The organism is Halomonas kalidii, assembly GCF_030010475.1.
Taxonomy (GTDB): Bacteria; Pseudomonadota; Gammaproteobacteria; order Pseudomonadales; family Halomonadaceae; genus Halomonas; species Halomonas heilongjiangensis.
Genome location: NZ_JASCQN010000048.1, coordinates 1 through 25,702 on the forward strand (window position 1 = coordinate 1; position 25,702 = coordinate 25,702).

Sequence of the window (25,702 nt, forward strand, 5' to 3'; positions counted from 1 at the left end):
TGAACTGACCCCCAATAGTTGGACGGTTCGTTCAGCCGGCGCCCAAGGCCTGAGTCCTGTACTGTACGGGGCTCAGGCCTTTTAGTTTCAGCCTGATGCGCTCGTGGTTGTAGTAATGGATGTAACGATCGAGGCCTTGCTGCAACTGCTCAACCGTATCGAACCGGTTCAGGTGGAAATACTCGGCCTTCAGGGTGCCGAAGAAGCTCTCCATGGCGGCATTGTCCAAGCAGTTGCCCTTGCGTGACATGCTCTGGGTCAGCGCCTGTCCTGCCAACAGGGCGCGATAGGTGGGATGCTGGTAATGCCACCCCTGATCGGAATGCAGCAGTGGCCGGTCCGAGTGCTTCAAGCGGGCAAAGGCCTGCTGCAGCATGTGCTTCACCAGTGAGAGTACGGGACGCCTGCTGGTCTGATAGGCGACGATCTCGCCGTTGTAGAGATCCATGATGGGGGACAGATACAGCTTCTGTCCGTCGACGTTGAACTCCGTGATGTCGGTCACCCACTTCTGATTCGGTCCTTCTGCCTGAAACTGCCGGTCGAGTACGTTGGGAGCCACATGTCCCACTGCTCCTCGGTAGGCGCGATACCGCTTTGGGCGAACCAGGGACTTCAAGCCCAGCTGTTGCATCAAGCGCTGGACGGCCTTGTGGTTGATCACTTCACCTGCCTGCCGTAGGGCAGCAGTGATGCGGCGATAACCATAGCGCCCTTTGTGGCTATCGTAGATCGCCCGGATACGCGCCTTCAGGGGCGCGCACTGATCGTCAGCGCCCAGGGCCTTGAGCTGGTAGTAGAACGTGCTGCGCGGTAGCTCTGCCGCACGCAGCAGCAGAGCCAGCGAATGCTCGTGCCTTAACCCTTGGACGGCTTGGGCTTTCTGCCCTGCGTTGCCGCCTGCTTCTCCCGGATCAAGGCATCGAGCTTTTTTAGATAGGCGTTCTCCGCCCGCAGATACGCCAACTCTTTGAGCAACTCCTCATGAGAGCGCTCTTCATCAGGTGGGGGTGGTGGTGAAGGCGGCTTTTTGACCATCGGGCGGCGTCCCTTTCGCTTTGGCGATAACGCAGTCAGGCCACCACTATGGTACTGCTGCTCCCATATGCCAATAGCGGCATCTCCGCGAATATCGAACAGGGTGGCAGCCTGCCGGCGTGACAAGCCATCTCGCCACATTCTCTCGAGTACCGCCAGCTTGAAGGCAGCACTGTAGTGACTGTACTTCTTGCCTAGCCCCGGCGCGCCATGCTGGCGGTAGCGTTCCCGCCATTTACGCACCAGGGAATGGTCAAGGCGATGCTGGCGAGCCACCTCGCGTAGGCTAGTGTCCTCATGCAAACACTGCTGCACCACTAGCAGCTTGAACCACTCGTCGTATCGATTGCTCATAGAAACACCCCGAGGGTTGGATTAGGTGTCCAACTTTCGGGGTGCAGTTCAAGTGGCCGGGGCGTTTTCGTTGGTCGCGACCCGCTCGCCTTGGCGCCCCCTTTATGCCACTCTTGATGCAAAAGCATCAGTCCGCGGCTAGTCCCGCGGCATGACAATGATAATCACGATGCTGCATCGGGATTCTTGGGGAACCTTCACCATGGCCGCACGCTGGGGGCTGAGAGGCAAGTCGGCCGCGACCTTGCTACTGGCCTGCCTACTGTCACTGATCCCCGCCGCCCTCATCGGCTGGCAGGCGATCGACGACATTCGCCGTCATTTCGCCAACGCCTACGCCGAAAACTATACCCTGCTGCACATGCAGAAGATCCTGGCGCCGGTATCGCGGGAACTCGCCCTGTCACGACGCCTCGCCGACTCCGTCGTGACGCGCCAATGGCTCGAGGACGAAGCGGACCCCGACAAGCGGGCCCGTTTCTTCGCGGAGGCCGAAGGCTTTCGCCACGCCTTCGCCGACCGCTCCTACTTCGTCATCACCGATGCCGGTGGCGATTACTATTTCAGCGACGACGACCAGCCCGACCAGCGCCAGCCCCGCTATCGGCTCGACGCCGAGGACCCGGACGATGCCTGGTACTTCGGCACCATCGCCAGCGACGAACCCTACAACCTCAATGTCAATGTCGACCGCAAGCTCGGCGTCACCAAGGTCTGGTTCAACGTCGTGGTGCGCAACGGCCAGGGCCCGCTCGGCCTCGCCGGTACCGGGCTCGACCTCAGCGACTTTCTCGATGCCTTCGTCCGCGATGAAGCCCCGGGGTTGACCCCGCTGATCGTCGACCGCCAGGGTGCCCTGCAGGCCCATCCCTCCCTGGAGCGCATCGCCTTCAGCTCCGGGGCCGGTGACGGCGATATCGACGAGGGGCAGACCGTCCACTCCCTGCTCGGCGACGCCGAGCAGCGGCAGCGCCTCACCGACGCCATGCAGGCCTCGCGACGGTCGCCCGAGCGTGTCGAGACGCTATGGGCGACCCTCGAGGGCCGTGAGCGCCTGCTCTCGGTCGGCTATATTCCCGAGATCGACTGGCACCTGATCACCGCCCTCGACCTCGGCGTCGCCCCGATCCTCGAACGGCGCTGGTTGTGGTCGCTGTTCATCGCCTTGACCCTGGTCCTGGGCATCCTCCTGGTGGCCTTCGCCTACGCCATCGATCGGCTGATCCTCGCCCCGCTGAATCGCCTGAAGCTCTCGGCACAGGCCATCGCCGACGGGCACTACGACTCGCGGCTTCCGACGTCCCGCAACGACGAGATCGGCGAACTGTCCCAGGCCTTTTCCCGCATGGCGGACCAGGTCGAGCGTCATACCCAGGAGCTCGAGGGCAAGGTACGCGAACGCACCCGGGCCCTGGAGCAGGCGAATGCCGAGATGGCGGCGGCGCACCAGCAGATCGGCGACTCGCTGCAATACGCCAGCATCATCCAGCGTGCCATCCTCCCCGACCGCCAGCTCGAACTCCACCTCGAGCATGCTCACGGCGTGCTGTGGAAGCCCCGGGATACGGTCGGCGGCGATTTCTACGTCTTCCGGGCCACCGACCGCGGCTACCTGATGGGGGTCGTCGACTGTGCCGGCCATGGCGTGCCGGGCTCGCTGATGACCATGCTGGCCCGCGCCATCATCGACCACGCCATCCTGCAGGTCGGCCCCGAGGACCCCGCCGCCATCCTGATCGAAACCGACCGCCAGAACCGTGACACGCTGCGCCCCGACCAGTTGCCCGCCTCGATCGCCACCAACATGGATATCGGCCTGGTCTGGGTGGACCTCCGGGAACAGCGGCTGACCTTCTCCGGCGCCAAGATCGGCCTCTATGCCACGGATGGCGCCACCCTGGAACGACTGCCGGGCCACAGACAGGCCCTGGGGCACCGGCGCCCCGTCACCTATCAGAACCAGAGCGCACCGCTGCACCTGGGCTGGACCTATTCGCTGTGTACCGACGGCTTCCTCGACCAGGCGGGAGGCGATGACGGCTTCGGGTTCGGCACCCGCCGTTTCGAGGCGATGCTCAAGGCCCAGGCCCAGCGCCCCATCGACGAGCAGATGGCCGCCTTCGAGACCGAGCTGCGAGCCTACCAGGGCAGCCTGCCGCAGCGCGATGACATCACCCTGCTGGGGTTCCGTTTCACCCGGGACACCGACGTCCGACAGCGCAACCGGGAGCACGACAGCCACCGGGAACCACCCACCGATTCCCCCGCCGGGACGGGACGACCGCAATAGGAGGTGTCATGGACCTGTTAGGCATGCGTGAAAGCTACCTGCGACAGCGCATCATGCTGTGTTTCAACGGCCCCATATCGCGCAGCCTGATCGAGGAGATCGGCAATGCCCTGCGCAACTACCTGCACTCCCAGGACGCGGCCCCCTCGGCCGCCATGGACGTCTTCGCCGCCTATATCGAGATGACCCAGAACATCCGCCACTATGCGCTGCGCCAGGGTTACGACGAGGAAGGCGCCTCGGCCACGGTCGCAGTCGCCAGAAACGAGCGGGGACACTATGTCGTCTCGGCCGGCAACCTCGTCGAGCAGGAGGATGGCGAGCGCGTGGTCGCGACCATCGAGACGCTGCGCGGCCTCGACAAGCAGGCGTTGAAGCAGGCCTACAAGCAGCAGCTCCGCCAGCCGCGTGACGCGGCGTCACGCACCGGCGCCGGCCTGGGACTGCTCGATATCGCACGCAAGTCGAGCGAGCCCATGGAGGCGTCACTCGAGCCGTTGCCCGACGGGCGCGGATTCCTTAGCCTTACAGCCATCATCTGATCCTGCCGAGTAAGCCCATGACCACCGACCTGAACATTCCCGGCAGCCAATCCACGCCGACCATTCTCGGCGACTGGCAGTCGGGCCGTCTCGCCATGCAGGGTGACTCCTACCCCGAGAACTCCTACGAACTCTTCGATCAGGTGATCGGCTGGGTCGAGCGTTTCCTCGACCGCGAGTCGCGGCCGCTCCAACTGGAACTGGCACTCGTCTATCTCAACACCAGCTCGGTCAAGGCCATGATGGATATCTTCGACCACCTCGAGGAGGCGCACCTCGAAGGCCGCAAGATCGGCGTGACCTGGCGCTACGACCCGCGAAACGAACGCATCGCCGAGCTGGCCGAGGAGTTCCGCGAGGACTGCACCTTTCCGTTCGCGATCACCCCGGCACGGAGCGAGGCATGACCCGGGAGGACGCGGCGCTGCTGTCCCGGGTCGAGTCGCTGCTCGCCGACCCGGCCCATGCCCGGCACCCACTGCACCAGGCACTCGCAGCGCTTTACCACCACCACCTCGAGGAGAAGGCGCGCCTCGAGCGCCTGGTCAGCATCTCCGACGGTTACCAGCGTCTCGTCGTCGAGAGCCAGCAATCCGCCCGGCAACGTTATGACAAGATCCGCAGACGTCAGGAAAAACTGTCGCGCATCTCGGACGGTTACCAGCAGCTCATGCGCGAGCACAATCTCGCCCTGGCGCGCGACTCGACCCACGACTCGCTGACCGGCCTGCCCAACCGGCGCATGGTCAATGAGCACTTGAAACAGGAAGCGCAGCGTGCCACGCGACACGCCACCCCCTACACCCTGGCCATTCTCGATATCGATCACTTCAAGCGCATCAACGACCGTCATGGCCATGAAATCGGCGATCGGGTCCTGGTGGCCATCGCTCGGGTCATGCAGGGAGAACTGCGGGAGTATGACCTCTGCGCCCGCTGGGGGGGCGAAGAATTTCTGCTGCTGCTGGCCGAGACCCGGCTAGAGGAGGCCCGGACCATCCTGACTCGTCTCCTCCGACGCCTGGCCGCCGTCTCGATCGAGGTCGGCGATACCACGCTATCGATCACCGCCAGTGCCGGACTGAGCGAGCACCGAGCGGGCGAGGATCCGCTCGACGACACGCTCCAGCGGGCCGACCGGGCACTGCTGCAGGCCAAGCGGAGCGGTCGCAACCGCTGCTGCATCACCCCCACCCGGGGATGACGAGGCCCGCCGTGGCCCTGCCGCGGCCCCCCTCGCCCTACCGCCCGAGGCGCTGCACCTTCTCCGCCGTCCAGTCGATGGCCGACCCCCCGCATCCCGTGGCCACCCGCATGGCCGAGCGCGGCATCAAGGACTGGCTTTGGCATGCGAATGGAAGAAACGCAGCATCTCCTTGGCCGCATCGGGTCCCTTGGGATCCGTGTAGGAGCCGCGTGCATCGCCACCTGACCAGGCATGGCCGGCACCGTGGATCACCCACTGCTCAAGGCACGACCGCCCATCCGCATCCTGATGGCTGGTTTGCGTATAGGCGTAGCCATTGGGGACCTGCCCCCGCTCCACCGTCTTCCCGGCACTGCCCTGACGACCGTTTGCCGACTCGCCAGCCGCACGCGAGGCGGCGTACTGAGCGGCAACGCGATCCGCATTGCTGGGATGCACCGTGGTGTCGCGATCACCGTGGAAGACTATGGCGGGCACCCGCGACACCGATGCAGACACTCGTGCCAATGAGGCGTTGGCCATGGGGCGTGTGCCACCCTGCATCGCCCCCAATGCATCGGGGAGACTCTGAGCCACGCCGTGAGGCAGACCGGAGTGCACGCCCACCGCCGCATAGAGGTCCGGATAGGTCATCGCCAGTGTCGTTGCCATGGCGCCACCGGCCGACAACCCTGCGACATAGACCCGGCTCGCATCGAGCCCGTACGTGTCGATAACCTGGCGGGTCATGCCGGCAAGGATCGCCGGCTCACCTCCATCGCGCTGCTGGTCTTCGGCCTTGAACCAGTTCCAACACTTGGAACTGTTGGCGGTCATCGGCTGGGCCGGATAGAGCACGCAAAACCGTTGCTCTTCGGCCAGCCGGTTCATGTTGGTCCCGGCAGCGAAGTCATCGGGGTTCTGCGTGCAGCCATGCAGCATGACCACCAGCGGTAGTGCCTGACCGTGATAGCCGCTGGGTAGATACAGCTTGTAATCGCGCGAGCCGGCATGGTTGGTAAAGCAACCTGCTGTGAACGCGCCGGGCTGTGCTGCCTCGTTGGTGCCCCGTACCTGCTCGGGCTGGGCCATGGATTCACGCAACTGCCGCCACTTGTCGCGCCAGGCAGAAGGCAGCCCGATATCACCGCTCGGTATTGTCCCAGAGGCCGCCTGTCGGGTATGGCCAAACGCCGAGGATGGCGCCCCTCCCGCTGACGATGCACCTGTCCGGTACGAACCCGACTCGGCAGATGCTGGCTTCGGCACCGACACCTCCTCGTCAATGACCTGACAGGTCCCCTCGAAGGTGTTACGCCCAGAGCCGGAGGTATCCCGCGCTTCCTCGCCCCCCGTCCCGCTCTTCCCACCGGGCATCGCACCCTGGAGTATGGCCATGGCCTCATGCAGCTTCCCGGCGCGGGTGAGCCGCGTCGCTTCTTCCATTCGCCGCGCGTCGATCATCGTCAATGTCCCTGTTCAGTGATTCAGTGGATTCGATCCGCCAGGGCCTCCTTGACCGCCTTGCTGGCATGCAGAGCGCCCAAGACGACCACCGACTCGATGGTGGCGCGGGCCAGCTCCGGTGATACGTCGTCGGCAATGCTGGCCATGCCCAGGACCTGAATCTGTAACGTCTCTCCCGCCAACTGCAGCGCTTCCAGATCCGTGCGGCTGTAATGCTCGAGCCCCAGCACGAAGGCCTTGCGAGTCACGGTTTCCTTGACCACCTCGGCATGGGTCGACAACTGGTTACGGATGGCCGTGCGGATCAGATCGGTGCGATTGGAATAGAACCCTTCCTGGACCAGCAGGTCGATCTGCCCCAGGTCGACCACCCCCAGGTTGATGGTGATCTTCTCGCTGGAGTCGCCGGTCTTGCGGCGCAGTTCATGCACGCTCATTTGTTATGCCTCGTTGCCCTGAAAATAGAATCTTCGGCAAACTCTAACCATCCCGAAGGGATCCATATACCATCCATATGGATGGTATAATAGGCCTGTCGGGTGAATAGTCAACGCGCACGCAAAAAAATGACCCGCCTGATAGCGGGCCATCGACCACGGTGCGGCAGCAGGGATGGATCAGAAGCCGCGCTGACGTTTCTCCTCCGCCCAGTCGATTACCGGGCTGCGCAGGCCATGCCAACCGGCATAGGGGGAAGGTACCGGCGGCTGCCAGCCCTCGAGCAGCCGCGAATCGAGGCGGAATACCTCGACGCCGATGGGGTGACAGGTGGCCAGCGGGTCCTGCGCCTTCGGCCCCCACAGGTCCACCGACAGGTCACCACCGGGACAGCAGGAGAGCGCGCAGAGCAGATCGATCTCGGCGAACAACTCGAGATAGTCGCCCTCCCGCGCCGGGCACGCCTTCATGAAGTACTGGTCGTCGTCGTTGAGCCCGGTGCACTGGAAGACGTTGAGCACGTCGTGGACATCGAATTCGGTGAGCCCGAAGGGCGCCACCGCTCGCACCAGGTTGGAGTGGCAATGGTGGTCGAAGTCCTCGCCGGTCAGCAGGCGATTGACGTAGGGGTCGCAGCGGGTCCCCAGCAGGTCGTGGACCCGGCCGCCCTCCTCATCGACACCGCTCCCATCGACGCCATAACCGGCCAGGGTATCGTCGATGATCGTCGCCATGGGGCGCAGATACGGCAGCGTCGACCACAGGCGATCGAAGGTCGAGACATGGGCCCGCTGCAACTGGCGGGTGCGCGAGGCCCAGAAGCGCTCGCGGGGGTTGTGCAGGTGCCAGAGGTTGACGTCGCCCACCTGGGGCCCCTCCAGGGTCGAGAGGCGCAGCACGTGCCCGGCCGGCACCTGCCAGGCCCGCCCGTCACGGATCGGTACCACCAGCGACTCGACGCGGGTGCGGGCGGCGGGGTCGGTGAGTCCGGCATAGAAATCGCGGTCGATATCCAGCACCGAGCCACGTGTCGCCTGATAGGCGGCGGGTACCTTGGCCATGGGGCCTCCCGGGGGCAATAGTCGATGGCTGCTGTGCCTGAGCATAGCGGATCCGCCCGGCGCCGGACGACCCCACGATCAACACCCTGCCGGCCTCACTCCCCCTGCAGGGCGCGCGCCAGCATGTCGGTGATCGGCTTGGCCAGATAACTGGCGAAGGTGCGTTCCCCGGTCCGGATCATGACCTCGGCCGGCATGCCGGCGAGCAGCCGCCGCCCCTCGGGCACCGCCGGCCCTCCCGATTCGTCGACCCTGATACGTGCCTGGTAGTAGCTCGTGCCGTTCGTCTCGTCCTCGAAGCTGTCGGCCGAGACGTGGACCACCTCGCCCTCGACGGTGTCGGTGCGTTGCTGGTCGAAGGCCGTGAAGCGGATCTCCGCCGGCTGGCCCGGGTAGACGCTGTTGATTTCATGGTCCGCGATGCGCGCCTCGACCATGAAGCCCTCGCCGCTGGGCACGATCTCCATCACCGTGTCTCCCGGGCCGATCACCGCACCGCGGGTCCGGGTCTGCAGCCCGACCACGGTGCCCGCCACCGGCGCCGTCACCGTGGTGCGTCGGACCTGATCGCCGAGGGCCGTGATGCGCTCCTCGGCATCGGCGATGCCGGCCTGGGCCTGGCGTAGCCGCTCGCCGATCTCCTGGTGGAACTCCTGGACCCGCGTCTGCTTCTGCAGCTCGCTCTCGCTGATCTGCGCCTGGACCTGCGCCATCCTGGACCGCTGTTCGGCGATCTCGCCACGGATCTCCAGCACCTCCCGCTCCAGCTCGCGTACTCGCTGGTTGTCGCCCTGCCCTTGCTCGTACAGCGAGCGGTGATCCTCGACCTCCTTGTTCAACGACGCGACCCGTTGGCGATTGATCTCCACCAGGGCGCCGAGGCCATCGTGCTGCTCGTGCAGTTGCCGCGTCTGCTGGTCGAGGGCATCGAGCGCCCCCTGCAATGCCTGGCGGCGGGCGATGAACAGTCCCCGCTGAACGGCGATGACGTCGGCGACCCGAGGCGAGTCGCTGTCACGCAGTTCGTCGGGAAATGCCAGTCGCTCGCGACCGGACAACTCGGCCAGCAGCCGGACCTCGCTGGCGCGCTCGACCAGGTACTGTGACTGGGCGATCTTCAGTCGGGAGAGCGCCTGGGTATCGTCGAGCACCAGCAGCACATCGCCGGTCTCGACATGGTCACCGTCCTCGACACGGATATCGCTGACGATGCCGCCCTCGTAGTGCTGGATCGCCTTCTTGAAGGAGACCACCGACACCTTGCCCGGGGCCACCACCGCCACCGCCAGGCTGGCCGCCAATGCCCAGCCACCGAAGCCACCGAAACAGAGCAGCACCAGGGCGATCCCGAGCCGACGGCATCCCCGGTCATCCACCGGCGGACGCGTCGCGGCCTCGCCGTCGGTGAGTCGCAGCCGATCGACCATCAGGCCTGCACCTCCGGGTGTGCACGCCCAGCTGCCGGCCGCGCCTCCCCGGCGGCCCGGTCACCCGGCGCGGCGACTCCCGGCCGCGCCAGCCGGGCCAGCACGCGGTCTCGTGCCCCGAACAGGCCGATGCGGCCCTCCCGGAGCACCAGCAACTTGTCGACCCGCTTGAGCACGCCGGTTCGATGGCTGATGACCAGCACGGTCACCCCCTCCTCCCGCAGGCGGGCCAGCGTCTCGCCCAGGGCTCGCTCGCCGCTGTCATCCAGGTTCGAGTTGGGCTCGTCGAGCACCACGACCACCGGGTTGCCGTAGAGGGCCCGTGCCAGGCCGATGCGCTGGCGCTGCCCGCCGGAGAGCCCCGGGCCGCCGGCGGCGAGCCAGGTGTCATAGCCCTCGGGCAGCCGCAGGATCATGTCATGGACCCCGGCCCGCCTGGCCGCCTCGACCACCCGGTCGGCGTCGACGCTGCCGAAGCGGGCGATGTTGTCACTGATGGTGCCGTCGAACAGCTCGATGTCCTGGGGCAGGTAGCCCAGGAAGGGGCCCAGTTCGTCACGGTTCCAGCGCGCGATGTCCGCGCCGTCGAGTCGCACCGTTCCCACCTGGGCCGGCCAGACGCCCAGCAGCACCCGGGCCAGGGTCGACTTGCCCGAGGCACTGGGCCCGATGATGCCCACCTGCTCGCCCCGCTCGACCCTGAGGTCGATCCCCCGCAGCACCGGCAGCGAGGCCCCGGGCGGCCCGGCCGACACCCCCTCGATGTCGATGGTGCCGCGTGGCGCCGGCAGCGACATCCGCCGCGGCTCGGCCGGGGCGTCGGTGAGCAGGCGATCGAGGCGCCGGTAGGCGTCGCGCGCCCCGACGAAGCCCTTCCAGCTGCCGATCATCTGGTCGATCGGCGCCAGGGCGCGCCCCAGGAGCAGGGAACCGGCGATCATCATGCCCGGCGTCATGCGGCCCTCCAGCACCAGCAGCGCGCCCAGCCCCAGCACCAGCGACTGGCTGAGCAGCCGCAGGGTCCTGGTCAGGTTGGCGAGCACCCCGGCACGATCGCTCGCCCGGGACTGCTTGAGCAGATAGCCGAGATGCCTGGCCGACCAGCGCTGCATGATCCCCGGCAACATGCCCATGGCATGCAGCACCTCGGCATTGCGCAGGTTGCTGTCGGCCAGTTCACGCGCCTTGACCTGCTCGTTCTCGGCCTCGGCCAGCAGCCTTCCGGTGACCTTCTCATTGGCGACCGCCAGCCCCAGCAGCACGACACCGGCGACGCTGGCAAAGACCCCGAACCAGACATGGAACAGGAACATCACGGCCAGGTAGACCGGCACCCAGGCGGCATCGAAGAAGGCGAAAAGACCGCCTCCGGCGAGAAACTGGCGTAGCGTGGCGAGATCATCGAGTGGCCGGGCCGTCTGCTGCCCCGCGGCGAGAATGTTGCGTCGAAATATGGCGCGATAGAGGGAGTGCCCCAGTCGGGCATCGAAGCGATTGCCGAGGCGGACCATGATGCGGGAGCGCACCATCTCCAGCCCACCCAGCACCGCGAACAGCAACAGCACGACCAGCGTCAGCATGAGCAGGGTATCCCCGCTGCGCGTGGGAATGACCCGGTCATAGACCTGGAGCATGTAGAGGGCCGGGCTCAGCATCAGCAGGTTGATGAACAGGCTGAATCCGGCCACCGAGATCAGCGAGGCGCGACACGCCTTCAGCGCGTTCGGCAAAGCGGAGGGTTCGTTGCTTGACGCCATGGCACACCCTTGGAGTCGTAGGCGGAAGGACGCGATCACAACGAGCCAGACCCCGTCATGCCAGCCTCACGAGGCGCCAGAGTACCAGCCGAGATGATACTTAATGATTACTTTTATGGGACTTTTGTAATCGTCATGTTGAGCATTTTGGCTGAGCCATCATGGTCCGTCCTTGCTAGGTTATAGAATGGCAGGAGAATCAAGGTCGTGTGAATGAATAGCGCCCTCGCCCGACATTTCGGGTCGGTAACATGATCCATCGCCAGCGTCGACATCGCTCCAATCCCCCGCTGTACGGCACGCTTTCCGCCCATTAGCATCTCCCTCGCGCCCTGACCGGCACCCGGACATCGTCTCCCCTTCGGTGACGATGTCCCGCTGTCGTGACCGTCGATTTTCCGGAGAGATTGCATGAGTGAGCAGAACGATGTTATCCGCGTTGGCACCGGCACCACCGCCTGGGAGCTCGAGGAGTTGATCAACGGCGCCCCCCCCGGTGCCACCCTCGAGCTCGAGGCCGGGCGGTACCTGCTGGATGACGCCATCACCATCACGCGGTCCGATGTCACCCTGACCGGCGCGGGCTCCGGCCAAACCACCCTCACCTTCAGCGACACGGCACTGGCACGCAACGACGACTACGGTCTCCGGGTGGATGGCAGCGAGAGAGAACCCATCGGCCAGCTGTCGCTGGACCACCGTGAAGGTACGCGCCAGGTGACCCTCGACCGAGATCACGACCTGGCCCCCGGCGACAGCATTCGGGTCTGGCAGGACAACGACGACGCCCTCTTCGACGAGATCGGCGATACCTCCTGGCGCAAGGTGCAGCACGCCGAGTTGCGCACCAGCATGGCCCGGGTGGAAGCCGTCGACGGCAACGACATCACCCTCGACCGCGGCCTGCACTTCGATTTCGAGGGCGGCAAGACGCAGGTCGAGCGCCTCGACACGGCCGATGGCGTCACCCTGACGGGCTTCAGCATCGATTTCGAGCTGGGCACCCCCGACAACGCCGCCTTCGAGAATACCCGGGAGGAGCTGGCGGGCTACCAGGCCGTCGTCCTCGACGGTACGGTCGATGCCGAGTTGGCCGATATCCAGGTCCTCGACGGCCCCTCCAAGGCCTTCCATTTCGCCAGGTCGCTCGATATCGACGCCACCGATCTGCAGGCGCACGGCGCCTTCAACAAGGGCAGTGGCGGCAACGGTTACGCCTATGAGTTGCGGGAGAGCTACGACGGCACCTTCAGCGGGCTCGAGGACAGCGGCATGCGCCATGGCCTGCTGTTCGACTCCTGGCGGTCGTCGGTGGGCAACGATGTCGGGGTCGCCTTCACCGACCGCGACATCAACTTCCATGGTGGCCTGGACCATGGCAACAGCGTGCGGGTCGAACAATCCGCCCGCGACCCCGATGCCGACGCGATGTCACCCTCGCTGTGGGTCAATGCCGGTGGCGAGAGCTTCGGCGCCATCACCGATGCCGATGCCAACGACGTGGCCTTCGACCATGTCATCGGCTCGCGTCGCGACGACGACCTCCAGGGCTCGGACGACGGCGTCTTCCTCGATGGCGGCCTGGGCCACGACACCCTGGTCGGCGGCGACGGCAACGATCTCCTGCAGGGCGGGCCCGGTGACGACTGGTATGACGGCGAGGACCGGCTCGAGGGCGGCAAGGGCACCGACACCGCGCTCTATACGCAGGACTACGACCAGTACGACATCGCCTTCGCCGATGACCACGTCGTCATCGAGGGCAAGGGCAGCGTCGATACCCTGGTCGACATGCAGTACGCGGTCTTCGGCGATGGCACCACCCTGCATCTCGCCTCGGGCAACGCCTTCGACGGCGAGCCGCTCGCGACGCCCTCGCCCGAGGAGATCCTCGACGGCGATGGCGTGCTGCCGGGACTGATCGACGACGACGCGGACCTGGTCGTCACCGGCAACACCACCAGCACCTGGTCGACGGGCCATGTCGCCGAGATCTTCATCGAGAACGCCTCGGACAGCGACATCATCGCCCCCGAGGTGCGCTTCGACCTGGCCGCCGATATCGATACCCTGTGGAACGGCGAGCTCTCCCGGGACGCTGGTGACTACCTCGTCACCGACGACGCCCCACGGGTACTGGAGCCCGGTGAGGCCTGGCGCTTCGCCTACAAGGCCTACGGCGACGACTCGTCGCTGCCCGACGACATGACGGCCGTGGCCGGCGGCAGCGATCTCCAGGTGCAGTTGCTGGGCCTCGGCGACGCCACAGTCGATGACGTAGCCGGCTGAGGCGCCGGACGCCGGACCAACACCACCGGCAGACGAACGAAAGGGGCACCCTCGGGTGCCCCTTTCGTACTGCCTGGCTGTCGAAAGCGCGGCTTACCAGCCGGTGACTTCCTTCAGCGCATCGCCGATCTCGGCCAGGGAACGCACGGTCTTCACACCGGCATCCTCCAGGGCGGCGAACTTCTCGTCGGCGGTGCCCTTGCCGCCGGAGATGATCGCCCCGGCGTGGCCCATGCGCTTGCCCGGAGGGGCGGTGACGCCGGCGATGTAGGAGACCACCGGCTTGGAGACGTTGGCCTTGATGTAGGCCGCCGCCTCTTCCTCGGCGGTGCCGCCGATCTCGCCGATCATCACGATCGCCTCGGTCGCCGGATCCTTCTCGAACATCTCGAGGATGTCGATGAAGTTGGAGCCCGGAATCGGATCGCCGCCGATGCCCACGCAGGTGGACTGGCCGAAGCCGTGGTCGGTGGTCTGCTTGACCGCTTCATAGGTCAGGGTGCCGGAACGCGACACGATGCCGACCCGGCCCGGCTGGTGGATGTGCCCCGGCATGATGCCGATCTTGCACTCGCCCGGGGTGATCACGCCGGGGCAGTTCGGGCCGATCAGGCGCACGCCCAGCTCGTCGCACTTCACCTTGGCGTCGAGCATGTCCAGCGTCGGGATGCCCTCGGTGATGCAGACGATCAGCTTGATGCCGGCGTTGGCGGCCTCGAGGATGGAATCCTTGCAGAACGGGGCCGGTACGTAGATCACGCTAGCCTCGGCACCGGTCTCCTTCACGGCTTCCTTGACGGTATTGAACACCGGCAGGCCCAGGTGCTGCTGGCCGCCCTTGCCCGGGGTCACGCCGCCGACCATCTTGGTGCCGTAGGCGATCGCCTGCTCGGAGTGGAAGGTCCCCTGGCCACCGGTGAAGCCCTGGCAGATGACCTTGGTGTTCTTGTCGATCAGGATACTCATTACTTGCCCTCCGCTGCCTTGACGACCTGCTGAGCCGCATCGGTCAGGCTGGTAGCAGCGATGATGTTCAGACCACTGGAGGCCAGCTTCTCGGCACCCAGCTCGGCGTTGTTACCTTCCAGGCGCACCACGACCGGCACGTTGACGCCGACCTGCTCGACGGCACCGATGATGCCCTCGGCGATCATGTCGCAGCGCACGATACCGCCGAAGATGTTGACCAGCACGGCCTTGACGTTGTCGTCGGAGAGGATGAGCTTGAACGCCTCGGCCACCCGTTCCTTGGTCGCACCGCCGCCGACGTCGAGGAAGTTGGCCGGCTTGCCACCGTTGAGGTTGACGATGTCCATGGTGCCCATGGCCAGGCCGGCGCCGTTGACCATGCAACCGATGTTGCCGTCGAGGGCCACGTAGTTCAGCTCCCAGGCGGCCGCCTCGGCCTCGCGCTCGTCTTCCTGGGACGGATCACGCATCGCCTGCAGGTCCGGATGACGGTACAGGGCGTTGCTATCCAGGTTGATCTTGGCGTCGAGGCAGTGCAGGTTGCCTTCGTCGGTGATCACCAGCGGGTTGATCTCGAGCAGCGCCAGGTCCTTGTCGTGGAACAGCTTGGAGAGGCCCAGGAAGATCTTGGTGAACTGCTTCACCTGGTCGCCGGAGAGACCCAGGGCGAAGGCCAGCTCACGCGCCTGGTAGGGCTGGGCGCCGACCAGCGGGTCGATCTCGGCCTTGAGGATCTTCTCGGGGGTCTCCTCGGCGACCTTCTCGATCTCGACGCCGCCCTCGGTGGAGGCCATGAAGACCACGCGACGAGTGGTGCGATCGACCACGGCGCCCAGGTAGAGCTCGGAGGCGATGTCGGTGCAGTTCTCGACCAGGATCTTGGCGACCGGCTGACCGTTCTCGTCGGTCTGGTAGGTCACCAGATTCTTGCCCAGCCACTGCTCGGCGAAGGCCCTGGCCTCCTCCGGGCTCTTGATCAGCTTGACGCCACCGGCCTTGCCGCGGCCTCCGGCATGGACCTGGGCCTTGACGACCCACATGTCGCCACCGATCTTCTTGCAGGCGTCGGCGGCTTCTTCGGGGGTGTCGACGGCGAAGCCCTTGGACACCGGCAGACCATAGTCGGCAAACAGCTGTTTGCCCTGATACTCGTGAAGGTTCATCGATTCATGCCATTGGTTGCATGTGACTCGAACGGTAACCTCGCCTGCACTCGCGTGGCGCGGCGCTCAGGCTACCACCGACCCCTTCCGGTACATGGCCGGAAGGGACGCGCTGCCCGCAGGCAGCGCTTCTTGTCCTACTTGCGCTTCTTGCGATTCGCCATGTGGATGGCGTGACCGTCCACCGCCAGGGCCGCCTCGTGGATCGCCTCCGAGGTGCTCGGGTGGGCGTAGCAGGTCAGCGCCAGGTCCTCGGCGCTGGAGCCGAACTCCATGGCGATCACGCCCTGGGCGATCAACTCACCGGCGTGCTGGCTGACGATGTGCATGCCCAGGATGCGATCGGTCTCGGCATCGGCGATGATCTTGGCCATGCCCTCGGGCGCATTGTTGGCGAGTGCCCGGCCGTTGGCCGAGAACGGGAAGGAACCGGTCTTGACCTCGATTCCCTTGGCCTTGGCTTCCTGCTCGTTCATGCCGACCCAGGCCACTTCCGGCGAGGTGTAGATCACGCTGGGAATAGCATCATAGTTCATCTCGGCCTTGTGGCCGGCGATGATGTCGGCGACCATCACGCCCTCCTCGGAGGCCTTGTGGGCCAGCATCGGGCCGCGCACGCAGTCGCCGATCGCGTAGACGCTCGGCACATTGGTGCGGCACTGGTCGTCGACGAAGATGAAGCCGCGCTCGTCGAGCTTGACCCCCACGCCCTCGCCCACCACGCCCTGGGTATAGGGGCGACGGCCGACGCAGACGATCAGCTTGTCGACGGTCAGCTCCTGCTCACCCTTGGCGTCGGTGTACTTGACGACGACTTCCTTGCCCTTGACCTCGGAGCCGGTGACACGGGCGCCGAGCTGGATGTCCAGGCCCTGCTTCTTGAGCAGCTTCTGGGTCTCCTTGGCGATGGCGGCATCGACCATCGGCAGGAAGGAGTCCATGGCCTCGAGCACGGTCACCTTGCTGCCCAGGCGGCTCCAGACGCTGCCCAGCTCCAGGCCGATGACACCGGCACCGATCACGCCCAGGCGCTCGGGCACTTCCTCGAACTCCAGCGCACCGGAGGAGTCGACGATCAGGCCCTCGGTCAGCGGGGTCGGCGGAATCTCCACCGGTACCGAGCCGGCGGCGATGACGATGTTGTCGGCCTCATAGGTGGCCGTCTTGCCATCGTGGCCGGTCACCTCCACCTGCTTGCTGGAGACCACCTTGCCGGTGCCGTCCAGCGCCGTGACACCGTTGGCCTTGAACAGGGCGCTGATGCCGCCGACGTTCTTGGCGATGACGGAGTTCTTGAACTCCAGCATCTTGGCCACGTTGGCCTTGGGTGCTTCCAGATCGATGCCGATCTCGGCGAAGTGGTCGCGCGCTTCGACGAACTTGTGGGAGGTCTCGAGCAAGGCCTTGGAGGGGATACAGCCCACGTTCAGGCAGGTGCCGCCGTGGACGGTCTTGCCTGCCTTGTTGACCCACTTCTCGACACAGGCGGTCTTCAGCCCCAGCTGGGCGGCACGGATGGCGGCCACGTAGCCCCCGGGGCCCGCACCGATGACGATCACATCAAATTTATCGGCCATGTGGTTCTTCCTGTTGATCGGTTCGCGTTTGAGTCCGTTGAATCGGGCGGCGCCTAGACGTCCAGCAGCAGGCGTGCGGGATCCTCGAGCAGTTCCTTGAGGGTCACCAGGAACTGCACCGCGTCCTTGCCGTCGATCATGCGGTGATCGTAGGACAGCGCCAGGTACATCATCGGGCGGATCTCGACCTGGCCATTCACCGCCATGGGGCGCTCCTGGATCTTGTGCATGCCCAGGATGGCGGTCTGCGGCGGGTTGAGGATCGGCGTCGACATCAGCGAGCCGAAGATGCCGCCGTTGGTGATGGTGAAGGTACCGCCCTGCATCTCGTCGATGCCGAGCTTGCCGTCACGGGCGCGCTTGCCGAAGTCGACGATGCCCTTCTCGACATCGGCGATCTTCATGCTGTCGGTGTCACGCAGCACCGGCACCACCAGGCCGCGGTCGGTGGAGACCGCCACGCCGATGTCCTGATAGCCGTGATAGACGATGTCGGTGCCGTCGATGGAGGCGTTGACGTCGGGGAAGCGCTTGAGGGCTTCGCTGGCCGCCTTGACGAAGAAGCCCATGAAGCCCAGCTTGGTGTCGTGGGTCTTGAGGAAGGTGTCCTTGTACTGGGCACGCAGCGCCATCACCGCGCCCATGTCCACCTCGTTGTAGGTGGTGAGCATGGCGGCGGTCTGCTGGGCCTGGACCAGGCGCTTGGCGATGGTCTGGCGCAGGCGACTCATCGGCACGCGCTTCTCGGGACGCTCGCCCTCGACGGCCGGCGTGGCGGCGGCCTGCTTCGGCGCGCTGGCCGGCTTGGCGGCCTTCTTCGCGGAGCCCTCCTTCACGGCCTTCTGGACATCCTCCTTGAGGATCCGGCCACCCTTGCCGGTGCCCGCGATCCGGCTCACGTCGAGGTCGTGCTCGGCAACCAGCTTGCGGGCGGCCGGGGCGAGGATCTTGTCGCCGACCTTCTCGTCGCCGCCACCGTCGGCGGCGGAGGCCGCCGGCGCTTCGTCGGCCGCCGTGGCGGCGCCCCCCGCGCCCTCGGTGAAGAGCGCCAGCAGAGCCTCCGACTCGACCTGGCTGCCCTCTTCCGCCTTGATCTCGGCGAGCGCGCCATCGGCCGGCGCCACCACCTCGAGCACCACCTTGTCGGTCTCGATATCGGCTAGCACCTCGTCGCGCTTGACCGCCTCGCCGACCTTCTTGTGCCAGGTGGCCACGGTGCCTTCCTGGATCGACTCGGGGAAGGTCGGCGCCTTCACCTCGTGCTGCTTGCCACCGCCGGCGGGCTTGACGTCGCTCTTCTGCTCGGCCTTGGCATTGACCTTCTGCTCGGCCTTGGCATTGACCTTCTGCTCGGCCGCTTTCTCGCCGCCCTTGGCCGCGCCTTCGCCGATGCGCCCCAGTACCTGCTCGGACGCCACGGTGTCACCCTCCTCGGCCAGCACCTCGGAGAGGGTACCGGCTTCCGGCGCCACCACCTCGAGCACCACCTTGTCGGTCTCGATCTCGACGATCAACTCGTCTCGCTCGACGCTGTCGCCCGGCTTCTTGTGCCAGGCGGCCACGCTGCCTTCGGCAACGGATTCCGGAAAGGTGGGTGCCTTGATCTCGGTAGCCATGTCGTATCCCTTGTATGTTCTCTCTCGTCCCAGTGGTCGCTTCAGGCGTTGAAGGCGTCATCCACCAGTTGGCGCTGCTGTTCGGTGTGCACGGACATGTAGCCCGCCGCGGGTGCCGCCGATGCCGGGCGTCCGGCGAACTTCAGTTCCCGTCCCAGGCCGTCACTGAGCATGTCGACGACCGCACGCATGTGGTGCTGGCTCGAGTACCAGGCCCCCTGGTTGAGCGGCTCCTCCTGGCACCACACCACGTCGGTGACGTTGGTGTAGGCCTTGATCGCCTCGAAGAGCTCCTCCTTGGGGAAGGGGTAGAGCTGCTCGAGCCGCAGGATGGCGACGTCGTCGCGGGCGAACTCCTCGCGCCAGTTGGCCAGGTCGTAGTAGACCTTGCCGGCACACAGCACGATACGCTCGACCTTGCCCGCCTCGAGCTTGCCCTGGTCGGGCAGTACCATCTGGAAGCGGCCGTAGGCCAGCTCCTCGAGGGTCGAGGTCGCCTCCTTGTGGCGCAGCAGGCTCTTGGGCGACATCACCACCAGCGGCTTGCGCAACGGGCGGATCACCTGGCGACGCAGCAGGTGGAAGATCTGCGCCGGGGTGGTGGGCACGCAGACCTGCATGTTGTGCTCGGCACACATCTGCAGGAAGCGCTCGAGACGCGCCGAGGAGTGCTCGGGGCCCTGGCCCTCGTAGCCATGGGGCAGCAGCATGGTCAGGCCGCACAGCCGGCCCCACTTGGTCTCACCGGAGGAGATGAACTGGTCGACCACCACCTGGGCGCCATTGAAGAAGTCGCCGAACTGGGCTTCCCAGACGATCAGGGCGTTGGGCATGGTGGTGGCGTAGCCGTACTCGAACGCCAGCACGGCCTCTTCCGAGAGGAAGGAGTCGTGAATGGTGAAGCACGGCTGGCCGTCGGCCATGTACTGCAACGGCACGTAGGCGCTACCGTCCTTCTGGTTGTGCACCACGGCGTGACGGTGGGAGAAGGTGCCGCGACCCACGTCCTGGCCAGTGATGCGCACCGGGTGGCCCTGATCGAGCAGGGTGGCGTAGGCCAGGGTCTCGGCGAAGCCCCAGTTCAGCGCCAGGCCACCGGCCTGCATCCTGCGGCGGTCATCGTAGATCTTGGCCACCTGGCGCTGCACCTCGACCCCGTCGGGAATCTCGCACATCCTCGCCGCCAGCTGCTGCAGGCGCTTCATGTCAACGGTGGTGTCGGCATCGCCGGTCCACTCGTGGCCCAGGTAGGGCTTCCAGTCGACGAACAGCGAGGTGTTGGGCTCCTGCACCAGGGCATTGGCCACGTGATTGCCGGCCACCAGGTCATCGCGATAGGTCTCGACCATCGCCTTGACGCCATCCTCGCTGACCACCCCCTGCTCGACCAGGCGCTGGGCGTAGAGCGACCGGGACGACGGATGCTGCTTGATCTTGCTGTACATCATCGGCTGGGTGCCGGAGGGCTCGTCGGCCTCGTTGTGGCCGCGCCGACGGTAGCAGACCAGGTCGATGACCACGTCACGCTTGAACTGCTGGCGGTAGTCCAGCGCCACCTGGGTGGCGTGCAGCACCGCATCGGCGTCGTCGCCGTTGACGTGGAAGATCGGCGCCTGAACCATCTTGGCGATGTCGGTGCAGTACTCGGTGGAGCGGGCGTCCAGCGGGTTGGAGGTGGTGAAACCGACCTGGTTGTTGATGACGATGTGCAGCGTGCCGCCGGTCTTGTAGGCACGGGTCTGGGACATCTGGAAGGTCTCCATGACCACGCCCTGGCCGGCGAAGGCCGCATCGCCATGCACGTTGATCGGCAGCACCTTGGTGCCGTCGGGGTCATCACGGCGGTCCTGGCGGGCGCGCACCGAGCCCTCGACCACCGGAGAGACGATCTCCAGGTGAGAGGGGTTGAACGACAGCGCCAGGTGCACCTCGCCACCGGGGGTCATGACGTTGGAGCTGAAGCCCTGGTGGTACTTGACGTCGCCCGAGCCGCGCTCGATGACCTTCTTGCCGTCGAACTCGTCGATCAGCTCGGAAGGGTTCTTGCCGAGAATGTTGACCAGCAGGTTGAGGCGTCCGCGGTGGGCCATGCCGATGACCACTTCCTTGGTCCCGTAGCCGCCGGCGCGCTGGATCAGCTCGTCCATCATCGGGATGAAGGCTTCGCCGCCCTCCAGCCCGAAGCGCTTGGTGCCCGGGTACTTGGAGGCCAGGTAGCTCTCCAGGCCCTCGGCGGCGGTCAGCCGCTCGAGCACGTGCTTGCGCACCTCGTCGCTGAACCTGGGCGCCGAGCGCACCGACTCGAAACGCTGCTGCAGCCAGCGCTTCTCCTCGGTGTCGACGATGTGCATGATCTCGCAGCCGATGGAGCGGCAGTAGGTCTGCTCCAGCGCCTCGACGATCTCCTTGAGCGGTGCCTTGTCCAGGCCCATGAAGAAGGAGCCGGTCTGGAATTCGGTATCCAGGTCGGCCTTCGAGAGCTGGTGGAAAGAGAGGTCGAGGTCGGGGACGGGGGTCGGGCTGCGCAGGCCGAGGGGGTCGATGTCGGCCTTCTGGTGCCCGCGGAAGCGATAGGCGTTGATCAGCTGGAGAACCTTGACCTGTTTCTTGTTCTCCCCGCTGTCGGCGGTGGTGCCGGCCTGGGCGGTGCGTCGTGCTCGGCCTAGCTGGTAGAACTGGTCGCGGATCGGGGCAAGCGGAACGTCATGTGAGGCGCTGCCTTCGGGACGCGGCAATTGGTCGAAATAATTGCGCCATTCGTCGGGGACAGCATCGGGGTCTTCGAGGTACTGCTCGTAGAGCGCTTCCACATAGTGGGCATTGCCGCCACTGACGTGGGAGGAGCGCCACATCAACTCCATTATGCCTTGTTGCATCTCTCGGTCACCCTGCACTGATGGGGTGTAGTCGGCGTCGCCAGCAGATGGGCGTGGCGACATCGGTGGTGCCCTGCCGGTGGGGCGTCTTCGTCTCCGGCTGTTCCGGCCGTAAGCCGGAAACCCTGAATTTCGATGGTCAAGAGCCGGTGCCCAGGGCACCGGCTCTTCACGCTACTGTACCGGCTTCCGACTGCGACGATGGGTCGCAGCCGAAAAGCGTGGCACATGATAACAAGCCGGGCGCCATGATTTAAGTGGCATTGGCCAGCAACATCTCGCGGATCTTGCCGATCGCCCGCGTCGGGTTGAGCCCCTTGGGGCACACCGCGACGCAGTTCATGATGCCGCGGCAGCGGAACACGCTGAACGGATCCTCGAGCTCGGCCAGGCGCTCGCGAGTGGCGGTATCGCGGGAGTCGGCCAGGAAGCGGTAGGCCTGCAGCAGGCCGGCCGGACCGACGAACTTGTCCGGGTTCCACCAGAACGACGGGCAGGAGGTCGAGCAGCAGGCACACAGGATGCACTCGTAGAGGCCGTCGAGCTTGTCGCGCTCCTCCGGCGACTGCAGGCGCTCGATGGCCGGCGCCGGGGTGTCGTTCTGCAGGTACGGCTGGATGCGCTCGTACTGCTTGTAGAACAGCCCCATGTCGACCACCAGGTCGCGAATGACCGGCAGGCCCGGCAGCGGGCGCAGCGCCAGCTTGCCGTGCTTGACCACCTCGGAGAGCGGCGTGATGCAGGCCAGGCCGTTCTTGCCGTTCATGTTCATGCCGTCGGAGCCGCACACCCCTTCGCGGCAGCTGCGACGGTAGGCCAGGCCGTTGTCCTGCTCCTTCATCAGGTGCAGCACGTCGAGCACCATCAGGTCACGGCCCTGGGTGTCGACCTGGAACTCCTGCATGTAGGGTGCGGAGTCGGTTTCCGGGTTGTAGCGGTAGATGGATACCTGAAGCGTGGACATCGTGACTCCCCTCTCAGTAGGTGCGGACTTTCGGCTCGAAGGTATCGACCGTCCGGGGCGTGAAGTTGACGTCGCGCTTGCCGACGCGCTTCTCGGTCGGGAAGTAGAGCGAGTGCTTCAGCCAGTTGACGTCGTCGCGATCCGGGTAGTCGTAGCGCGAGTGCGCACCGCGGCTCTCCTTGCGGTCCAGCGCCGCGATGGCAGTCGCTTCGGCGACTTCCATCAGGTTGTCCAGCTCCAGGGCCTCGACACGGGCGGTGTTGAAGGCGTTGGACTTGTCGGGCAGGTGCGCCTTGGCGATGCGCTCGCGCAGCTCGGCCAGCTGCCCCACGCCCTTCTGCATGTTCGCTTCCTCGCGGAACACGCCGAAGGAGTTCTGCATGATGTTCTGCAGCTCGCGCTTGAGCTCGGGCACGGTCTCGCCCTCGCCGGACTCGTTCCAGCGGGTCATGCGCTTCATCGCCGACTCGATGTCGGAGTCGGAGGCCTCGAGGTAGTCGATGCCCTCGTTGAGTGCGCCCTCGATGAACATGCCGGCCGCACGGCCGAACACCACCAGGTCGAGCAGCGAGTTGCCGCCCAGTCGGTTGGCGCCGTGCACCGAGACGCAGGCCGCTTCGCCGCAGGCGAACAGCCCGCCGACGATCTGGTCGTTGCCGTCGGCGTCCTGCATGATCGCCTGGCCGTGCACGTTGGTGGGGATCCCGCCCATCATGTAGTGACAGGTCGGCACCACCGGGATCGGCTCCTTGGCCGGGTCCACATGGGCGAAGGTCTTGGACAGCTCGACGATGCCGGGCAGGCGCTTGCCGAGCACTTCCTCGCCCAGGTGATCCAGCTTGAGGAAGACGTGGTCGCCGTGCTCGCCGCAGCCACGGCCCTCGAGGATCTCCATGACCATGGAACGCGCGACCACGTCGCGGCCGGCCAGGTCCTTGGCGTTGGGCGCATAGCGCTCCATGAAGCGCTCGCCGTCCTTGTTGACCAGGTAGCCCCCCTCGCCGCGGCAGCCTTCGGTCACCAGCGTACCGGCGCCATAGATGCCGGTCGGGTGGAACTGCCACATCTCCATGTCCTGCATCGGGAAGCCGGCACGCAGCGCCATGCCGATGCCGTCGCCGGTGTTGATCAGGGCGTTGGTGGTCGAGGCGTAGATGCGCCCGGCGCCGCCGGTGGCCAGCACGGTGGCCTTGGACTTGACGTGAACCACCTCGCCGGTCTCGATGTCCATGGCGATGCATCCCACCACGTCACCGTTGGCGTTCTTGACTAAGTCGACGGCGTACCACTCGTTGAGGAAGGTGGTATTGTTCTTCAGGTTGTTCTGGTAGAGGGTGTGCAGCAGGGCGTGTCCGGTGCGGTCGGCCGCCGCACAGGTACGGGCCGCCTGGCCGCCCTCGCCGAAGTTCTTGGACTGGCCACCGAACGGGCGCTGATAGATGCGGCCATTGTCGAAGCGCGAGAACGGCAGTCCCATGTGCTCGAGCTCGAACACCGCCTTCGGGCCTTCGGAACACATGTACTCGGCCGCGTCCTGGTCGGCGATGTAGTCGCCCCCCTTGACGGTGTCGTACATGTGCCAGCGCCAGTCGTCATTGGGGTCGGCGGAGGCGATGGCACAGGTGATGCCGCCCTGGGCGGAGACCGTGTGCGAGCGGGTCGGGAAGACCTTGGACAGCACGGCGGTCTTCTTGCCGGACTTGGCCAGCTCGAGGGCGGCACGCAGGCCGGAGCCGCCACCGCCGATGATGATGGCGTCGAAAGACAGGCTACGCATGTTGGACATGGATCAGGCTCCCCACAGAATCTGAATGCCCCAGACCAGGAACACGAAGATGGCCAGGATGATGAGGGTCTGGATGCCGACGCGGATGCCGGTCGGCTTGAGGTAATCGGTGGTCACGGTCCACAGCCCGATCCAGGCATGGGCGGCAATGGAAACGAAGGCCAGCAGCGAGAAGATGCGCACCCAGGTCTGGGCGAACAGGCCGCTCCAGGTGGCATAGTCGAGGCCCGGGTTGAGCAGCAGGTAAGCGACGATGAAGAGAGTGTAGAGCGCGAGGATGATCGCCGAGACGCGCTGAACCAGCCAGTCGGACAGGCCGCTGCGCCCGAAGTTCGTGATGTTGGTTACCATACCCAGACTCCAGCCAGAATGATCAGAACGGCGCTCGCCACCACGGTGATCTGTGCCTTCTTGACGCCGCCCTCGAGGGTCACGCCGATGTCGATATCCATCAACAGGTGCTTGATGCCGGCCACGAAGTGGAAGGCCAGGGCCGACAGCAGACCCCAGGCGATCAGCTTGACCAGGAAGTTGGTGGCCAGGGCGTCACGCACCGCCTCGAATCCCGCCGGGGACGACAGGGACTTGTCGAGCGCCCAGAAGGCGAAGATCAGGCCGATGAAGAGGATGACGCCGGTAATGCGGTGAGCGATCGACGTCAGGGCGGGGAGGGGAAACTGTATCGTGGAAAGATCCAGATTTACGGGTCGTTTGCTTTTCACGGCTCTATACACACTCTCTTGGCCCGCTCTGTGCTCTGGGCATGGCGGCCCGAGCGGGCGGTGGTTTCGGGAAGGGGGTCGGCCGTTGCCGAGTGAGGCATGACCACCTGTTCCTGCCAGTCGCGCGGGGTGGATTATAGGGACATGGCTGTCCCATGACAAATGGACACCGGCCGACTC

General features: G+C 65.6%; 20 protein-coding genes. 5 read left to right on the forward strand and 15 right to left on the reverse strand.

Annotated features, from left to right (window positions below; translation table 11 throughout):
• Positions 1-31 precede the first annotated feature (31 nt).
• Positions 32-1,392 (reverse strand): IS3 family transposase gene (locus QLQ85_RS15120; RefSeq protein ID WP_407650358.1). Its coding sequence is split into 2 segments (ribosomal slippage): positions 32-927 and positions 927-1,392, totalling 1,362 coding nucleotides; the frame shifts between segments, so codons are not numbered across the junction.
• Positions 1,393-1,594: 202 nt separating this feature from the next.
• Between QLQ85_RS15120 and siaA the strand changes: the two genes are divergently transcribed.
• From siaA to siaD, 4 genes are read left to right on the forward strand one after another with little or no spacing between them, the layout of a single operon-like run.
• The gene (siaA, locus tag QLQ85_RS15125; protein WP_282739758.1) at positions 1,595-3,682 is read left to right on the forward strand and encodes a biofilm regulation protein phosphatase SiaA; all 2,088 of its coding nucleotides are present in this window, start codon (positions 1,595-1,597) and stop codon (positions 3,680-3,682) included.
• A gap of 8 nt (positions 3,683-3,690) precedes the next feature.
• Positions 3,691-4,224: a biofilm regulation protein kinase SiaB gene (gene siaB, locus QLQ85_RS15130; RefSeq protein ID WP_282739759.1), complete on the forward strand. Its 534-nt coding sequence runs from the start codon at positions 3,691-3,693 to the stop codon at positions 4,222-4,224.
• A 17-nt stretch (positions 4,225-4,241) separates the two neighbouring features.
• The gene (siaC, locus tag QLQ85_RS15135) at positions 4,242-4,631 is read left to right on the forward strand and encodes a biofilm regulation phosphoprotein SiaC (RefSeq protein WP_282739760.1); all 390 of its coding nucleotides are present in this window, start codon (positions 4,242-4,244) and stop codon (positions 4,629-4,631) included.
• Complete coding sequence (gene siaD / locus QLQ85_RS15140; protein ID WP_282739761.1) at positions 4,628-5,428, forward strand: biofilm regulation diguanylate cyclase SiaD; 801 nt, start codon at positions 4,628-4,630, stop codon at positions 5,426-5,428. The genes siaC and siaD overlap by 4 nt, the downstream gene beginning before the upstream one ends.
• 126 nt (positions 5,429-5,554) lie before the next feature.
• Here the strand turns inward: siaD and QLQ85_RS15145 are convergent, their stop codons facing one another.
• The 5 genes from QLQ85_RS15145 to QLQ85_RS15165 all read right to left on the reverse strand — a co-directional run bounded on the left by QLQ85_RS15145 (position 5,555) and on the right by QLQ85_RS15165 (position 11,560).
• A complete protein-coding gene (locus QLQ85_RS15145; protein ID WP_282739762.1) occupies positions 5,555-6,874 on the reverse strand; it encodes an extracellular catalytic domain type 1 short-chain-length polyhydroxyalkanoate depolymerase in 1,320 nt (439 codons plus the stop codon).
• A 23-nt stretch (positions 6,875-6,897) separates the two neighbouring features.
• Entirely contained in the window at positions 6,898-7,314 is a 417-nt protein-coding gene (locus QLQ85_RS15150) for a CopG family transcriptional regulator (protein ID WP_282739763.1), read from the reverse strand.
• 180 nt (positions 7,315-7,494) lie between these two features.
• Positions 7,495-8,376: an urea carboxylase-associated family protein gene (locus QLQ85_RS15155; RefSeq protein WP_282739764.1), complete on the reverse strand. Its 882-nt coding sequence runs from the start codon at positions 8,374-8,376 to the stop codon at positions 7,495-7,497.
• A 95-nt stretch (positions 8,377-8,471) separates the two neighbouring features.
• Positions 8,472-9,803, reverse strand: coding sequence for an HlyD family type I secretion periplasmic adaptor subunit (locus QLQ85_RS15160; protein ID WP_282739765.1), 1,332 nt, complete (start codon positions 9,801-9,803; stop codon positions 8,472-8,474).
• Positions 9,803-11,560 carry a type I secretion system permease/ATPase gene (locus QLQ85_RS15165; RefSeq protein WP_282739766.1) on the reverse strand — a complete coding sequence of 586 codons (1,758 nt, stop codon included), beginning with the start codon at positions 11,558-11,560 and terminating at the stop codon, positions 9,803-9,805. The genes QLQ85_RS15160 and QLQ85_RS15165 overlap by 1 nt, the downstream gene beginning before the upstream one ends.
• A 411-nt stretch (positions 11,561-11,971) precedes the next feature.
• Here QLQ85_RS15165 and QLQ85_RS15170 point away from each other — a divergent pair, with 411 nt between their 5' ends.
• Positions 11,972-13,849, forward strand: coding sequence for an alginate biosynthesis protein (locus tag QLQ85_RS15170; RefSeq protein WP_282739767.1), 1,878 nt, complete (start codon positions 11,972-11,974; stop codon positions 13,847-13,849).
• A gap of 93 nt (positions 13,850-13,942) precedes the next feature.
• Here the strand turns inward: QLQ85_RS15170 and sucD are convergent, their stop codons facing one another.
• The 9 genes from sucD to sdhC form a co-directional block, all read right to left on the reverse strand.
• Positions 13,943-14,815 (reverse strand): succinate--CoA ligase subunit alpha, encoded by an 873-nt coding sequence (gene sucD / locus QLQ85_RS15175; protein WP_282721383.1) that lies wholly within the window; start codon positions 14,813-14,815, stop codon positions 13,943-13,945.
• Positions 14,815-15,981: an ADP-forming succinate--CoA ligase subunit beta gene (sucC, locus tag QLQ85_RS15180; RefSeq protein WP_282739768.1), complete on the reverse strand. Its 1,167-nt coding sequence runs from the start codon at positions 15,979-15,981 to the stop codon at positions 14,815-14,817. The genes sucD and sucC overlap by 1 nt, the downstream gene beginning before the upstream one ends.
• 137 nt (positions 15,982-16,118) lie before the next feature.
• Positions 16,119-17,558 (reverse strand): dihydrolipoyl dehydrogenase, encoded by a 1,440-nt coding sequence (gene lpdA, locus QLQ85_RS15185; protein WP_282739769.1) that lies wholly within the window; start codon positions 17,556-17,558, stop codon positions 16,119-16,121.
• A 53-nt stretch (positions 17,559-17,611) separates the two neighbouring features.
• Positions 17,612-19,174 (reverse strand): 2-oxoglutarate dehydrogenase complex dihydrolipoyllysine-residue succinyltransferase, encoded by a 1,563-nt coding sequence (odhB, locus tag QLQ85_RS15190; protein WP_282739770.1) that lies wholly within the window; start codon positions 19,172-19,174, stop codon positions 17,612-17,614.
• A 41-nt stretch (positions 19,175-19,215) separates the two neighbouring features.
• Positions 19,216-22,050, reverse strand: a complete 2,835-nt coding sequence (locus QLQ85_RS15195) for a 2-oxoglutarate dehydrogenase E1 component (RefSeq protein ID WP_282739771.1) — start codon at positions 22,048-22,050, stop codon at positions 19,216-19,218.
• A 253-nt stretch (positions 22,051-22,303) separates the two neighbouring features.
• Positions 22,304-23,014, reverse strand: coding sequence for a succinate dehydrogenase iron-sulfur subunit (locus QLQ85_RS15200; protein WP_102629869.1), 711 nt, complete (start codon positions 23,012-23,014; stop codon positions 22,304-22,306).
• 13 nt (positions 23,015-23,027) lie between these two features.
• Complete coding sequence (sdhA, locus tag QLQ85_RS15205) at positions 23,028-24,800, reverse strand: succinate dehydrogenase flavoprotein subunit (RefSeq protein WP_282721378.1); 1,773 nt, start codon at positions 24,798-24,800, stop codon at positions 23,028-23,030.
• A gap of 3 nt (positions 24,801-24,803) precedes the next feature.
• Positions 24,804-25,151, reverse strand: coding sequence for a succinate dehydrogenase, hydrophobic membrane anchor protein (sdhD, locus tag QLQ85_RS15210; RefSeq protein ID WP_282721377.1), 348 nt, complete (start codon positions 25,149-25,151; stop codon positions 24,804-24,806).
• A complete protein-coding gene (gene sdhC, locus QLQ85_RS15215; RefSeq protein ID WP_282721376.1) occupies positions 25,145-25,522 on the reverse strand; it encodes a succinate dehydrogenase, cytochrome b556 subunit in 378 nt (125 codons plus the stop codon). Before sdhC ends, sdhD begins: the two co-directional genes overlap by 7 nt.
• Positions 25,523-25,702: the final 180 nt, after the last annotated feature.